General features: G+C 61.0%; 11 protein-coding genes. 6 read left to right on the top strand and 5 right to left on the bottom strand.

Annotated elements, in window-relative coordinates:
- The first annotated feature begins 48 nt into the window (after window positions 1-48).
- Genes HU759_RS06520 through HU759_RS06535 form a run of 4 tightly spaced genes read left to right on the top strand, consistent with a single transcriptional unit; the run spans window position 49 to window position 5,142 of the window.
- Window positions 49-2,571: a CS1-pili formation C-terminal domain-containing protein gene (locus HU759_RS06520; protein ID WP_138451895.1), complete on the top strand. Its 2,523-nt coding sequence runs from the start codon at window positions 49-51 to the stop codon at window positions 2,569-2,571.
- Window positions 2,572-2,590: 19 nt separating this feature from the next.
- A complete protein-coding gene (locus HU759_RS06525; RefSeq protein WP_186616788.1) occupies window positions 2,591-3,835 on the top strand; it encodes a hypothetical protein in 1,245 nt (414 codons plus the stop codon).
- Between the two features lie 60 nt (window positions 3,836-3,895).
- Window positions 3,896-4,654, top strand: coding sequence for a molecular chaperone (locus HU759_RS06530; RefSeq protein WP_138451899.1), 759 nt, complete (start codon window positions 3,896-3,898; stop codon window positions 4,652-4,654).
- Window positions 4,655-4,659: 5 nt separating this feature from the next.
- Window positions 4,660-5,142: a CS1 type fimbrial major subunit gene (locus tag HU759_RS06535; RefSeq protein ID WP_186616789.1), complete on the top strand. Its 483-nt coding sequence runs from the start codon at window positions 4,660-4,662 to the stop codon at window positions 5,140-5,142.
- 233 nt (window positions 5,143-5,375) lie between these two features.
- Here the strand turns inward: HU759_RS06535 and HU759_RS06540 are convergent, their stop codons facing one another.
- Window positions 5,376-8,471, bottom strand: a complete 3,096-nt coding sequence (locus HU759_RS06540) for a transglycosylase domain-containing protein (protein WP_186616790.1) — start codon at window positions 8,469-8,471, stop codon at window positions 5,376-5,378.
- A gap of 380 nt (window positions 8,472-8,851) precedes the next feature.
- Between HU759_RS06540 and HU759_RS06545 the strand changes: the two genes are divergently transcribed.
- A complete protein-coding gene (locus HU759_RS06545; protein WP_099548500.1) occupies window positions 8,852-10,264 on the top strand; it encodes an amino acid permease in 1,413 nt (470 codons plus the stop codon).
- A 46-nt stretch (window positions 10,265-10,310) separates the two neighbouring features.
- Here HU759_RS06545 and HU759_RS06550 read toward each other — a convergent pair whose 3' ends face one another.
- The 4 genes from HU759_RS06550 to HU759_RS06565 form a co-directional block, all read right to left on the bottom strand.
- Complete coding sequence (locus HU759_RS06550) at window positions 10,311-11,435, bottom strand: OpgC domain-containing protein (RefSeq protein WP_186616791.1); 1,125 nt, start codon at window positions 11,433-11,435, stop codon at window positions 10,311-10,313.
- Window positions 11,436-11,567: 132 nt separating this feature from the next.
- Window positions 11,568-11,864 carry a cupin domain-containing protein gene (locus tag HU759_RS06555; protein WP_099548502.1) on the bottom strand — a complete coding sequence of 99 codons (297 nt, stop codon included), beginning with the start codon at window positions 11,862-11,864 and terminating at the stop codon, window positions 11,568-11,570.
- 65 nt (window positions 11,865-11,929) lie between these two features.
- Window positions 11,930-13,549, bottom strand: coding sequence for an FMN-binding glutamate synthase family protein (locus tag HU759_RS06560; RefSeq protein ID WP_169985314.1), 1,620 nt, complete (start codon window positions 13,547-13,549; stop codon window positions 11,930-11,932).
- Between the two features lie 29 nt (window positions 13,550-13,578).
- Window positions 13,579-14,343 (bottom strand): LuxR C-terminal-related transcriptional regulator, encoded by a 765-nt coding sequence (locus HU759_RS06565; RefSeq protein ID WP_170036366.1) that lies wholly within the window; start codon window positions 14,341-14,343, stop codon window positions 13,579-13,581.
- Between the two features lie 93 nt (window positions 14,344-14,436).
- Here HU759_RS06565 and HU759_RS06570 point away from each other — a divergent pair, with 93 nt between their 5' ends.
- Window positions 14,437-15,258 carry a carbon-nitrogen hydrolase family protein gene (locus tag HU759_RS06570; RefSeq protein ID WP_170036368.1) on the top strand — a complete coding sequence of 274 codons (822 nt, stop codon included), beginning with the start codon at window positions 14,437-14,439 and terminating at the stop codon, window positions 15,256-15,258.
- Window positions 15,259-15,268 lie beyond the last annotated feature (10 nt).

Genomic DNA, 15,268 nt, shown 5'->3' on the forward strand with positions numbered 1-15,268 from the left:
CCGGCCTGATTTTCTCTCCAGTCTTCTGGCATTCAGAGTGTTCCGTTCATGTTTCCGATGACGCCTATCGCGGCTGCGCTAGCGCTGCTGATGTGTACGAGTGCCCTGGCTGCACCTGCTTCTTCCGGTGCTTCAACCCCCGGCAGTCTGATTACTCAGGCGCAAGGCTTGCCCGCTGGTTTTACTGATCATTTTTTCGAGGTGCCGTTGGCGGTACGTGTGGACCTTGACCAGCAACTGTTGGGCGAGGCGCTGATTGTTTTGTCCCGCGATGACCGTGTCACCTTGCTTGAATTTACCGACACCGCCGACAGCAAAGTCCCGGCCGCCACCCGCGACACCTGGCAAGCGCTGCTGGAGAAAGGCGTGTCATTGGGTGCTTGTACCCAGTCCTGCCCGCAGAAAATGCTCTCGGCCTTCTACAACCTGGAAAGCTCCCAGCTGTCGATCCTCACCCAAGACGTCGAACTGAGTGGCGACATCCCGCGTTTCCATGAGCAGCCCGAAGGTGGCAGCCTCGGCTTGATCATCAACAACCAGCTCAACCTTAATGGCAGCCAAGAGGACAGCCTCGGCGGACGCTATGGTTTGCAAGCCAGTTCCAGTCTGGGTAACTGGAGTCAGGTGTTCAACCTGCAGCTGGCGCGCCAGAGCGGCGATGACGAGCCCATGCGCCATGCGATCCATGAGCTGTATACCCAGCGAGAACTCGAAGGGCAGTTTTTCCGCCTGGGCCACTTCACCCCCAATTCCGATGGCCTGACCCGCCAACTGCGCAGCTTCGGCGCCAGCCCCGATACGGCGCTGGGCCTGATGTATGGCAGCTCCGACAGCCTGGCCATCAACAACGCCAAGCCCAGCGTGTACCCGATCTATGTCACCGCCAACCGCCAGGCGGCGGTGGAGATTTACCGTAATGGCCTGTTGATTAACACGCAGGCCGTTGCGGCCGGCCTGCAAACCCTGGACACCCGGCCCTTGCCCGGCGGCATCTATGAAGTGGAAGTGCGCCTTATCGAAGACGGCCTGACCACCAGCACCACCCAGGAGCTGGTCTACAAACCCAGCAACTGGCGCAACGCCGAAGACCGCTGGCGCTATAACCTTTTCGCCGGGCGCGAGACCAAGTTGTTCAGCAACTGGGAAGAACAAGCTTCCGGCGCGGTGACGGCCGGTGCGTCGCTCAACTATCTGGTACACCCGCGCGTGATCCTCGGCCTGTCGGCCCGTCAGGTGCGCGAGCAGTTGCAATACGGCGGCTCGGCGGACTGGACGGTGGCCAACAATACCAGCCTGTATGCCAACCTCTACCAGACCCAGGAACACGGCACCGGCATGGACCTGCAAGGGCTCTATACCCTGGGCGCGACCAACCTGGTGTTCAGCCATAACCGCAGTTGGCTCGACACCCGCGACACCTACGAGACTCTGCCCGATGGCACACGCCTGCGGCGCAACACCTTCGTCGGTGAAGCCAGCAACACGGCGTTGTCGGTCAACCACCGGCTGGATGCGAAAAACACCCTGAACATGCGCCTGTCCCACAGCGAAGGCAATGTGGAGGGGGCCGGCATCGACCTGGGTTGGAGCCGCCACGACAACCTGTTCGGCAGTGACGCCAACTGGCGCTTCTCAGTGTTCGACCGGCCCGGCAGCGCCGGCACCAACGACGCGCGCAACCGCGGCGTGGACGTGAGCGTCAGCGTCAACCTGGGCACCGAAGGCCGGCAGATTTCCGGCAGCATCGGCACCCGTACTGCCCGTGACGGTGGGCGCGACAACAACGCTTCGGTGACTTTGCGCCAGGACCTCACCGACCACTTGCTGCAAAGCGTCTCGGCCACGGCGATCACCGACACCTACGGCGTCGGCCTGTCGGGCATGGCCAGCTTCAATACGGACGCGGTCAGCGGTGACGGGTTTGTGCAACGCAGCTCGTTCAACGGCGACCTGAGCGGTGGCTTGAACCTCAACAGCACCTTCGTTGCCGGCGCCGGCCAGATGCTGCTGAGCAGCCAGTACCAGGGCAACGGTGCGGGCATGATCATCGACGTGGAAACCGACCTCGACGAAATCGCCCTGCGTGCCGACGACCTCGGCGGTGGCGGCGCGATCTTGCGGCCGGGGCGCAACTACGTGCCGGTCTCAGCCTACAAGAGCAGCAGCGTGAGCTTCGACTTTGAAGGTAATCACCCGCCTGCGGCGAATATCCAGCCGACCCGCGCCAGTTATCACCTGAACAAGGGCGGGGTCGACTACCGGAAAATCACCGTGATGAAAACCGTCACCGTGCTCGGCCGGTTGTTGGATGAGCGTGGTGCACCGCTCAAGGGCCATCACGTGATCAACCACGCCAGCCGTGGGGTCAGCGAAGTCGACGGGTTTTTCTCGATGGAAATGAGCGCCAGTTCACCGACCTTGCAAGTGCGCTACCAGAACCAATTGCTCTGTCAGTTCCGCCTGGACCCTGCCAATGCGCCGAGTGAGAGCGATGTGTTGATGATCGGCGATTTGCGCTGCACCAAGGACACCCTGGCAGAAGCAACCCACAACGCCGAAACCGCTGGTTGATGGCATGGACTGGATTTTTATGAACGTGAAAAACGTAACGAGAACCGGCTTGAAGCAGTGTGCGTTCGCGCTGGCGCTGGTCAGCATGAGCCTGCCTGCGCACGCGCTGGTGCAGAACATCACGGCGGTGTTTCGTCCTGACCCGTCGAACCCGATGGTGAATAAATTCGAAAACACCACGCCCCACAGTGGCGTCTGCGCGTGGCACGTACCGGCCAGGTGCGAGGCGTTGAATACCTTCAGTATCCGTGATGCGGCATTCAGGGCCGAGTCGGTAGAGCCGATCGAAGCCAACCATGAAGACCCTCGAAAAGGCGCCTATTTCAAAGTGCCTTCATCTTGGCGTGATGTACAGGTGGTCCATGTCGGGACGGGTGAGGTTGAAACCGTACAAATGCGCATTGCGGGTATTGGTACGCGTTGGGATGTGCCGCGTCCGCCTGGCGTCAGCGGGTGGGCTAACGGAGGAACCGGTTGGACCTACTATTGGAGTAACGGTGCGCCTCCTTGCCAGGGGGTTAACTATTTGGCGGCATCCGCCAGTTACGCACTGTTTTTCTGGATCGTCCCGGAGGGCGTGGGGGCTTGTACGGTAAACCCGGGCACCACTTTTGCGCGTTTGACCTACAGCCACTTGGAGTACGGCTACGAACTTAAAACCCCCAACCCGCTAGGCATGGCCAGCGGCGAATACCGCGGCTCCCTGACTTACAGCATCGGGCCGGGCGGGGATTTTGATTTCGGTGACGTGATGGCGTCCACCGAAAGCGCCCTGACGTTCAATTTTCAATTGGCTGTAGAGCATGAGCTCAAGGTCGATCTCCCACCGGGCGGCAACCGCATCGAGTTGCTACCCGAAGGCGGCTGGCAAGCCTGGCTTAACCGTGGGCGCCAACCGGCGCGGTTGTTCCGTGACCAGACCTTTGTCATTTCCGCCAGTGGGCGTTTCAAGATGCAGCTCGAATGCAGCCTTGCGGTGGGCAACACCTGTGGCTTGCGCAACGGCGCGGGGGATCAGGTGCCGTTGCAGGTTGCTGTCAGCCTGCCCTTTGGCTTGCAGAACCAGGCCGGGCACGCGGTCAACAAGCAGCCCTTGCGCCTGGATGGCGTGGGCACCGAGTTGTTCCAGCCTGCGTTTTACGTGAACAACCGTGCTGGAACGCTGCACTTCGAAGTCGAAAAAGACCAGGTCAAGGACATGCTCGAACAGCCGGGCAGCACCTATTCGGGTGTGGTCACGGTGATCTGGGATTCGGAAGTCTGAGCGGATATTTGCCGCACGCCGGCCGCTGGGCTGGGTTCAATCAATAAGGCGTAATCAAACATGAAACATGCAGTGTTATCAGTGGGGTTGTGGCTGGTGTCTTTGGCGGTTCATGCGGGACCTGCGATCAACGTCGGCGTGGTCTACGACTACCTGGAAGGCGACCGCAGTTCCTACCTCAAGCGTGTCTACAACGGCGGCACCAGTACCGCGTTTATCAAAGTCAATGTGCTGGAGATCGTCTACAACGACGACGGCACGTCCAGGGAAGTGCCCGTCGCGTCGATGACCGACGCCAAAGGCAGCACCACCAACCGCGACGGCCTGATGGCCAGCCCGGCTCGTCTGATCGTACCGGCCGGCGGGCGTCAGGGCACTCGGTTGCTGTACATGGGCCAGCGAGACAAGGAGCGCTATTTCCGTGTGCGTTTCATTCCGGTGGTACCGGAAAAGGAAGATGACTTTGCTGTCACCGATGCCGAACGCGCCGAATACAAGGACGCCCTGGCCGCCGGAGTCAACGTCATGGCCGGGTACGGCACGGTGTTCTTCGTGCGCCCGCAAGACACCCGTTTTGATACCCGGATCAGCGAAACCGCCAGCCAATACACCATGCGTAATGCCGGCAACAGCGTGGTGGTGCTCGATGAGTTCCGCGATTGTTCGGTGACGAAAAAGACCGAATGTGAGGCCACCACCAAGCACCACATCCTGCCTGGCCGCCAGTTGGTGCTGGAGAAAAAGCCGGAGCGTCAGTTCAACTTCCAGCTGATCGAAGGTCGCAACAAAAAAACGATGACGGTCAACAGTAACGGGTGATGACAATGTTCAAGCAACTGACGGTACTGGCTGTACTGATGGCGCCTGTGTTGGCGGGTGACCAGGCGCAGGCATTTCAGGAGCGCCACAGTTTTGATGTATCGGTGACCATCCCGATCGATGAGGCCTATGTGCTGCCTTCCGAGTCCGATTGGATGGGCCAGGACCAAGTGCTGCCCTGGGACCTTGCGACAGCCCGGCTGGGCCGTCTGCGCAAGAACTTTGATGTGAAAAACATCAACGGCGGCGTGGCGGCGCGCCTCGGTGACACGCCTTACCTGTTGAGTGGCCGCAACCGTATCGATTTGCAGGTGTTGTTCAACCGGGTGCCGCTGACCCTCGATTCAACCCTGGTGATCAGCGCCGATGAAGCCCGCTCGGGCCGTCGCGCTGAACTGGAAATCACCGCCGTTGAACCGGAAGACGGCTACAAGGGCGGCGAGTATTACGGCACGGTACACCTGCTGTTTGATTTTCCGGCGCCTTGAGACATGCACTTTGCCGTTCGCGAAATCGGCGGCACAGGCAAGTTATAAGTTGCCTCGCCCACCGCTTTCGCAGCCTCGCTAAAGCTCGACAGCTCCCACAGGGGATCAGTGTTGCCAGCGCTAAAAATTAAATGTGGGAGCTGGCTTGCCTGCGATAGCAATAGTGAATTCACCACCGCCATCGCAGGCAAGCCAGCTCCCGCACAAACCCCATTTCACCCCAGGCGCTTCGGTCATGCCCCGTGGCACAGCAGGGTGCCGCTGCCTTGCAAGTACGGGGTCAAAATCGGCGCCATGCCTTTGAGCACCTGCACCGGCAGTGCCGAAGTGAACTTGAAGTTTTGCGACGAACTGCCTGGCACAAAGGCGGTTAGGGTGCCGAAGTAGCGCTCGCCGATGTAGAACACGAACGTGGCGGTGCGGTTGATCGCTTTGGAGCTGATCACTCGGCCGCCGGCGCCCATCGCTTCGATGCGGTTGTCGCCGGTGCCGGTCTTGCCGCCCATGGCCATCGGCGTACCGTCGGCCTGCACGAAACTGCCGGAAACACGCTTGGCCGTGCCCGCGTCCACCACTTGCGATAACGCGCCGCGCAGCGCGGTAGCGACCTCGGACGGCATCACTCGTTTACCCGCATCGGGCGTGTTGACCACGCGGGTTTCGTACGGCGTATCGGCGGCAAAGTGGAGACTGTCGATGCGCAGCACTTTGCCGCGCACGCCGTCGTTGAGGATGATGCCCATCAGTTCGGCGAGCGCGGCGGGGCGATCGCCCGAGCTGCCAATCGCGGTGGCCAGCGACGGCACCAAATGGTCGAACGGGTAACCCACCGCCTGCCAGCGCTGGTGAATATCCAGGAACGCCTCGACCTCCAGTATGGTGCGAATACGACTGTCGCGCGCGCTTTGGTGACGGCTCTTGAACAGCCAGCTGTAGACCTCCTGGCGTTCAAATTGGCTGGCCTTGACCACTTCGCTGAAGGTCGCGTCGGGGTGGTTGAGCAGGTAACCGAGCAACCACAGGTCCAGTGGGTGGACCTTGGCGATGTAGCCCTGGTCGGGCAAATCATAGCGGCCCGGGCCGTAGTCGGTGTACAGGCGTTGCAGGCGTTCGTCGGTGAGTTTGTCGCTGGTTTTGGCATTCACCAGATGTGAACGCACGAAGCGATTAAAGGTGTCCTGGTCGGCCTCGGGGAACAGGTAGCGATGCACGGCCGCCATACGGATCGCCGTGGGGTGCAGCCCGTCAAGAAAGGTCTCAAGGCGCGCCTGGGTGTCTTTTTTCTGGTACTTCTTCCAGAACTTGAGCAGGAAGGTGGTGCCCTCACGGTCAGCGAATTGGGCCAGGTACTCCTGGCGCCGTGGGTCGTTATCATCCTTGAGCAATTGCGCACTGTTGTTGGGGCCTGCGTAAGTAACGTAGCGTTCCAGGTCACGCATCAGCCGGATAAATGGCAGGTTGATCGACTCGCGCAAGGCGTCTCGCAGCGACGGGCTGCGGCCATTGTCCTGGTTGCGGAAGTTGTGGAAGTGGTGCATGCCGCCGCCGGTAAAAAAGCCTTCGTTGGGGTTGGCCGAGTAAGTCCGGTCGAGGGCGGCATCGAGCATGTTGGCCAGGGACTTATCGGGATTCTGGATCAGGTAATCGACCGCCCACCGGCTGATGCGGTCCTGCTCGGCAATCTCGGTTTTTTTCAACGCGGCGGGTGTTTGCGCCGCGTAGCGATCATGCAGCTCGCTGATGATCTGCAGGTAAGTGGTGAGCACTCGCAGCTTGGCCGTGGAGCCCAGCTCCAGCTTGCTGCCCTCATTGATGTCGAAGGGCTGATCAGTGTTGTCGGTTTGCACGCGCACCCGCGAGCCGTCCGGGGTCAGTTCGAACAGGGTGAAGCTGTAGCGCACCTGGGGTGTGCTGGCGGGTGTGAGCAGGCGCTCGCCGAGCAGGCCCATTTTGCCGGCGAAGGTGGGGTCGGCCAGTTGCTTGAGGTAGTCGGTGGCCTGGCTTTGCAGCTCGGCTTGCAGGGTGCTGGTGGCCGACAGGTCCAGGCGGTCGAGGTCGTACAGCGGCCGGTTGAGCAGGGCGGCGAGACGGCTGCGGGCAACGCTGATGCCCTTGTTGGTGTCGATGGGCTGCACGGTCGGCTGTTGCTGCCAGTCGCGGTAAGTGACGTGGGATGCCAGGGCGGCCTTGAGCAACGGCGGGTCGATCACGGCGTTCTGCGCCAGCAGGCGCAGGTGGCTGTCGGTGAGTTGCGCCAGTTCATCGCGGCCGTTGGCCAGGTAATGAGACGGCCGGCGCTGAGCGATCATCAGCGACAGCACCTGGCGCAAAGCCAGGCCACGTTGCGCCACATGGACCGCATCATTTTCAGTGCCGTTAAGGGCCAGGTTCACCTGCTTGAAGTCAGCGCCGTACCACACGCGCAAACCCTCGGCCATGCCATGCACTTCGCCATGCCCCGGCACGGCGGACAGCGGCACGCTGTTGAGGTAGTCGCGCACGATATTCTGGCGTGCCACCTGGGTGTCAGGCCCAGGCTGGTAGGCGCGCACACCGGCGGACAGCATCTGGCGCAGTTTTTCACTGCCGGACAAGGTCAGGCCGTCGGGCGAATGCCGATATTTTTCCAGCTGAGTGGCCAGGGTACTGCCGCCTGCACTCTGACCGGGCAGGTGCAATATCTTCGCGACTTGCGACCAGGCCGCCATGGCAAAGCGCGGCCAGTCCACCGCCGGGTTGGCCTGGGGCTGGGCAGGGTCGAGCAGGTCACGGTTCTCGATGAACAACAGGCTGTTGACCACCAGCGGCGGGATGGCGGCAAAACTTGAGTACAGCTGCTGCGGGTACTCGAACTGGTACAGGGGCAAGGCGCGACAGTCGGTGATCGAAAGGCCGGCCTGGATTTTCTCCGGGTAAGGCACGAAGAGACCGTGGCCGGCGTAGCTCATTAGCGCTGGCGAAAACTGCACCTGGGACTGGATCACATAACCGCGCTTGAGCAGGCGCGGCAAAAAGGTGCCGAGGTCGCTGTAGCCCAAGCGGCGATCGAACGGGCCGGCGCCGGGGTAAACCATTGCCTGGCTGGGGCCGGGTTCCAGCCGGTAGGTGAGGTCGTGGGCCAGCCGGCTCAGTTGCCGGGCTTGCAGTGCGGATGTGCGTATCTCTTTGGCGGCGGTGAACCCCAGCGCAATCACCACCATCAACACAATCAGCCAGAACAGGCGACGTATGTAACGGGGCCTGGGTTTATTTTTGGGTAAAGGCGCTGGGTCCGAACTGCCTTGTAATTGCGCAGCCTTGGTCGATTCGGTTTGCCACAGTGCGCCCATAGTCGATTGATCCTGCACGCAGATTGATCGGACTTGCCTGAAGCTTAGTCGCTGGGCGACAGGAGTGAGGGAATTGTGGTTGGGTAGTCGGAATCTTCTTGGATGGCGTGTGAATGCAGGGTGGGTTGCGACGTTTTGTCGCTCAGTGCAGGTAATATGCTCCTGAAAAGTGGCTTTTTAGCCGGGTCTTTCACTGAATTGCATGGTTTTTATAGTGAAAGACCCTGGTCCCGGCTTTTTATACTGCACGTCCCGCTGATCTTGCCCGGCAAGAAGGGCCCGTCCATGAGGCGGCCCCGGTTTCAACAAGGGCACAGGCTTACCGGCCTGGCCCCGGAAACTCGACGGACAATCCAATAACAAAATGAGGTTGTTTCCCTATGCCTGTCGGCAAACCACTGCCCCCTGGCGAGACCGCTCAAGGCGGCCCGCTCAAACGTGAACTGGGTGAACGACACATCCGTTTGATGGCGCTCGGCGCCTGTATCGGTGTCGGCCTGTTCCTCGGTTCGGCCAAGGCCATCGAGATGGCCGGCCCGGCAATCATGCTCTCCTACATCATCGGCGGCCTGGCCATTCTGGTGATCATGCGCGCCCTTGGTGAGATGGCCGTGCACAACCCGGTAGCCGGCTCGTTCAGCCGTTATGCCCAGGATTACCTCGGCCCGTTGGCGGGCTTTCTCACAGGTTGGAACTATTGGTTCCTGTGGCTGGTGACCTGTGTCGCGGAAATCACCGCCGTGGCGGTGTACATGGGTGTCTGGTTCCCCGACACGCCGCGCTGGATCTGGGCCCTGGCGGCGCTGATCAGCATGGGCACGATCAACCTGATCGCCGTCAAAGCCTTTGGTGAGTTCGAGTTCTGGTTTGCGCTGATCAAGATCGTCACGATTATTGCCATGGTGATCGGCGGCGTCGGCATCATTGCATTCGGCTTCGGCAACGACGGCGTGGCCTTGGGTATTTCCAACCTGTGGGCTCACGGCGGCTTCATGCCCAACGGCGTGCAGGGCGTGTTGATGTCCTTGCAGATGGTGATGTTCGCCTACCTGGGCGTCGAGATGATCGGCCTGACCGCCGGTGAAGCACGCAACCCGCAGAAGACTATTCCTAGCGCCATCGGCTCGGTGTTCTGGCGCATTCTTTTGTTCTACGTCGGCGCGTTGTTTGTGATCCTGTCGATCTACCCGTGGAACGAAATCGGCACCCAGGGCAGCCCGTTCGTGATGACCTTTGAACGTTTGGGCATCAAGACCGCCGCAGGCATCATCAATTTCGTGGTGATCACCGCCGCGCTGTCGTCCTGCAACGGCGGCATCTTCAGCACCGGGCGCATGCTCTACAGCCTGGCGCAGAACGGCCAGGCGCCGGCGACTTTCGGCACCACCTCCAGCAATGGCGTACCGCGCAAGGCGCTGCTGCTGTCGATCTTTGCCTTGCTGCTGGGCGTGTTGCTCAACTACCTGGTACCTGACCAGGTGTTCGTATGGGTGACCTCCATCGCCACCTTCGGCGCGATCTGGACCTGGCTGATGATCCTGCTGGCCCAGCTCAAGTTCCGCAAAGGCCTGAGCCCGGCCGAAGCCGCAGGCCTCAAGTACCGCATGTGGCTGTACCCGGTCAGTTCCTATCTGGCGCTGGCGTTCCTGGTGCTGGTGGTGGGCCTGATGGCGTACTTCCCGGATACGCGGGTGGCGCTGTATGTGGGGCCTGCGTTCCTGGTGCTGCTGACCGTGCTGTATTACGTGTTCAAGTTGCAGCCGACCAATGCGGCGGCACGCTCCGTCGCCTGACGGCCTGGCGCACAACAAAAAGCCCCTTGATCGGGGCTTTTTGTTTTCAGGCGGCGGCCATGCGTGTCGATTGGTCCAGCCGTTTGTTGAACTCCAGCCAGGCGCCCAACATCGCCATCAAGCCAGCGCCCACAAGCGCGGTAAAAATTTGCATGGCAAAGGCATCGCCGGCCATGGCGTTGACCATGTCCGCCAACGGCGCCAACAACACGCCAAGGCAGAACACTTCCAGCGAAAAGCGGCCCATCCGGCAGGTCTGCTGTGCCAGCCAGTTTTGCGTCCAGGCACGCCCCGGCAACAGTTTGGCGGTGACATAGGCCAAGGCCAAAAAATGCAGCAGACGCACCGGCGACAGGTCGGTCTTGCTGATCGGGTACAACAGTTCGCTGAGCGCGTGCGGCATCAGTGCGTCATGCACCTCGGGCCAGCGCCAGCCGATCGTGATCACGCCGGCCATCAATGCATAGGTCGCGGCCATCATGAACAACGGCTGCCGCAGCAGTGGCCGATGCTCCTGCGCGCGGGGTTGTTGCCCATGAATCGCCGCCGCGCCGCCCAGCACGAACAGGAACTGCCAGGTAACCGGGTTGAAATACCACACCCCGTCGGCAATCGCTGCCAGGTTCCAACCCAGGTGTGGCGCCAGCAGGTACACCGCCATCGACCCCGCCACCACCCACCAGGTTTTGCGCAAGAGCAACGGCAACACCAGCGGCAGGCCGGCCAGCAGCACGATATACAAGGGCAACGGGTCCATCAGGTTGGGCTTGAAGCGCAGCAGCAATTCATCCACCAACGCTTGCTGTGGTTGGGTGACAAAGTGCGTCAGGCCCATCTCCTGCACCAGATCGCGGGTTTCCACATGGCTGTTGGCGAAGAACACGATGCCCATCAGCATCGCCAGCAAGAAAATATGCACCACGTAAAGCACCCAGGTGCGCCGCAGGATCTTCAGGCAGGCCATCCAGTAGCCTTCGCGTTGCAAGACCTTGCCATAGGCCAGCACTGAGGCATAACCGGCAAGAAATACAAACACTTCAGCGGCATCGCTGAAACCGATATTACGCAGGGTGATCTGGCCGAGTGGGTTGTGGGGGACGTGATCCCAGAAAATGAAGATCAACGCCAAGCCCCGAAAAAAATCGATGCGCGGGTCGCGTCCGTTCAGCATGGCAGCGGGCTCTTGAACAGGGGTTTAAGTCATGACAGGCGAATGCGCGTGTTGTCACACGCCGCACGTCGGGCGCGCGCAGGTTGGCGGTATTTGTAAGCAATTGCAAAGGCTGGGTATTACTGAATGTCTCTATACATCGATGATGACCAACGTGCCCCGGCTGCCGGGGCTTACAGCATGGGGAGTGCCGGCTTCTACGAGGTACATCTGGCCGGCAGCAACGCGTATTTGCTCGGTGCCAATGCTCAGGCACAACTGGCCGCTGACTACCAATAACCCCTCGTTGTAATCATGGGTTTCCTCTTTATAAGCTTGGTCATCCATACGCAACACCTTGATCCGCGCTGGGCCGACCTGGCCCAGGCGTGCGGATTTCCAGCTGTCGGGCAGTTGCGCCGCAATGGCGCTGAAGTCGAGTAACGGCATGTGAAGCTCCTTGTTTCAACGATGCCGTCGGTGGTCCGGTTCAGCGGTCAAGAGTATTCGGATATTTATGCGGCAGCCACTTCCTGCGGCTCAAAACTGTCCGCCCGTGCCATTTGCCACATGCGCGAATAGAACTCGCCGTTCACCTCGCCGGTGAGCAACTCGCCAGGCTTGAGGAACACATGCAGCTGCGAGAACAGTTTGATTTCGGTCGCCGACATGCGCCGCACCAAATGCTTGGCCGACAGTTGCGACGGATGATCCAGGCCGGCCGCAGCGAGCATTTCCGCCAAGGCGTGCAGCGTGTTGCGGTGGAAGTTGAACACGCGCTGGGCTTTGTCGGGCACCACCAGCGCACGCTGGCGCAGCGGGTCTTGGGTGGCGACGCCCGTCGGGCATTTGTTGGTGTGGCAGCTTTGCGACTGGATGCAACCGATGGCGAACATAAAGCCGCGCGCCGAGTTGGCCCAGTCGGCGCCGATGGCCAGCACGCTGGCGATATCGAAGGCGCTGACGATTTTGCCGCTGGCGCCCAGCTTGATCTTGTCGCGCAGGTTCAGGCCCACCAGGGTGTTGTGCACAAACAGCAGGCCTTCACGCAGCGGCACGCCGATATGGTCGGTGAACTCCACCGGCGCGGCGCCGGTGCCGCCTTCCTTGCCGTCGACCACGATAAAGTCCGGGAGGATGCCGGTCTCGAGCATGGCCTTGGCGATGCCCATGAACTCCCACGGGTGGCCGAGGCAGAACTTGAACCCCACCGGTTTGCCGCCGGACAGTTCACGCAGTTGCGCGATGAACTGCATCATCTCGATCGGGGTGGAAAACGCGCTGTGGCGCGATGGCGAGATGCAGTCTTCGCCCATCATGATGCCGCGCGTCTCAGCAATTTCCTGGGTGACTTTGTGCTTGGGCAGAATCCCGCCATGGCCGGGTTTGGCACCCTGGCTCATCTTGATTTCGATCATGCGCACTTGCGGGTTCTGTGCCTGTACGGCAAAGCGCTCCGGGTCGAAACGGCCGTCGCTGGTGCGGCAGCCGAAGTAACCGCTGCCCAGTTCCCAAGTCAGGTCGCCGCCGTTTTCACGGTGGTAGGGGCTGATGCTGCCTTCGCCGGTGTCATGGGCAAAGTTGCCGAGCTTGGCGCCTTGGTTCAACGCGCGAATCGCATTGGCGCTCAGCGAGCCGAAGCTCATCGCCGAGATGTTGAAGACCGAGGCCGAGTAAGGTTGCGTGCACTGCGGGCCGCCGACCATCACGCGAAAGGCGCTGGGGTCGCTGAGCGGCGCCGGACGCATGGAGTGGCCGATAAACTCGAAGCCCGACTGGTACACGTCGATCAGGGTACCGAACGGCTTGTCGGCGGTTTCGTTTTTGGCGCGCGAGTAAACCAGCGAGCGCTGAGCCCGGGAGAAGGGCAGGGCGTCGCTGTCGGATTCGAGCAGGTACTGGCGGATCTCCGGGCGAATGGCTTCCACCAGGTAACGGATATTACCCAGGATCGGGTAGTTGCGGCGCACCGCGTGGGGGCTTTGCAGCAGGTCGAAAACGCCGATCAGGCTGAGGATGCCGGTGACCACGGTGATAGGCCACAGCCACTCATGTTCGATAAACGGAAGGCTGGCGAGGGTGAAAATGACGCACACGGCAAAGAAGGCGTAACGGCTTAGCAACGACAGGCTCATACGGGTTTCCTTGGGTTCGGACTCATCGGTCAGGCGTTTTGCGCCTGAAGAAAGATCGAGAACAGCTCCGACTGGGATTTGATCCCCAGCTTGCTGTACATGTGTTTCTTATGGACTTTCACGGTTTCAACAGAGATTTCCAGCTTACGGGCGATCTCCTTGCTGGAGCAACCGCTGAGCATCAAACGGCCTACATCCAGCTCACGGGCGGTGAGTTGTGCGCCCCAGCCATCATTTTGAATCGGCGGTTGCGGCGCGCTCACCTGGTTCAGTTCATGGGGCAGGCGCTGGCGCAGCAGGCTCACCACCCACGGCTGGATCAGTGACAGCAGGGCAATTTGCTGTGGGTCAAAACGCTGTTTCGAACCCAGCGACAGGCACAGGGTGCGCCCGTCCGGCAGGTGGCAATTGAACTGGATTTCATCGGCCACCACGTTCAGGCGAAAGTAGCGCTGGTAGTACTCGGTCAGCTCGAAATGCTCCGGCGCCACGTCCGCCAGGCGCAACAGGCCGGTGCGCGCGTGTTCGCGGCTGGCGATGTAGAACGGGTCGAGCAGGTACAGGCCGTTGAGGTAGTCCTGGAACAGAGGGTCCGGCGTGCCATCGGCGCCCGGGGATTCGGCGAACACCAGCGGGCGGTGCTGACTGCTGAACAGCAAGGCCACCCAACTGTCGGACGGCACGTATTGGTCCAACAGCCGCACAAGCTGGGTCCAGAAATTGGGCTGGTCCAGGGCGTCTATCATTTGCCCCACCGAACGGTGCCAGGCGATGTCTTGCAGCGTCATGCTCATCAATCTACCCCTATCGGGTTACCTCGGCCGCGTAATTCCCTGGCCGGTGTTGGCTGCGCATACTGCGACACGGATAAAGAACAAGGAATACCCATGAAGGTCGAATTTGCCCAATTGGCAGGCCGCGATAACGGTACAGCTTACAACCTTGAGCGCGCCTTGGCGGCCATTGCTGCGTGCGCCGCCGACACGCAACTGATCGTCTTCCCGGAAACCCACCTGATGGGCTTCCCGTCGGCCGAGACCGTCGCCACTATCGCCGAGCCGGTAGACGGCCCCACCGTACAAGCGGTTATCCAGGCGGCCCGTACGCGCAATATCGCCGTGGTCATCGGCATGGCCGAACACGACGGTGGCCAGTTCTATAACACCACCTTGCTGATCACCCCCGAGGGCATCGCCCTGCGTTATCGCAAGACGCATCTGTGGGCTTCGGATCGCGGCGTGTTCACCGCTGGCGATCGTTACGCCACATGCCTGTGGAACGGCGTGCGCGTCGGCCTGCTGATTTGCTACGACATCGAGTTCCCGGAAACCGCCCGCGCCCTGGCGCAACTGGGTGCCGAGCTGCTGATCGTCACCAACGGCAACATGGACCCTTACGGCCCCACGCACCGCACCGCGATCATGGCCCGCGCCCAGGAAAACCAGGCGTTTGCGCTGATGGTCAACCGGGTCGGAGAAGGCGACGGCGACCTGTTGTTCGCCGGCGGCAGCGCGCTGGTGGACCCGATCGGCACCTTGCTGTTTGAAGCGGGGCGTGAGGAAGGGCAATTCACCGTCGAGCTGGATCTTGACCAATTGGTGGCGGCTCGCAAGGACTACCGCTACCTGGATGACCAGCGCTTGAAATTGCCCGGCGAGGTGATTGAGCGCAGCGATGGGACGCGCGAATTGCTGATCCCCCACGTTTAAGACTGGCCCC

It is taken from the genome of Pseudomonas sp. OE 28.3 (assembly GCF_014268205.2).
Taxonomy (GTDB): domain Bacteria; phylum Pseudomonadota; class Gammaproteobacteria; order Pseudomonadales; family Pseudomonadaceae; genus Aquipseudomonas; species Aquipseudomonas edaphica.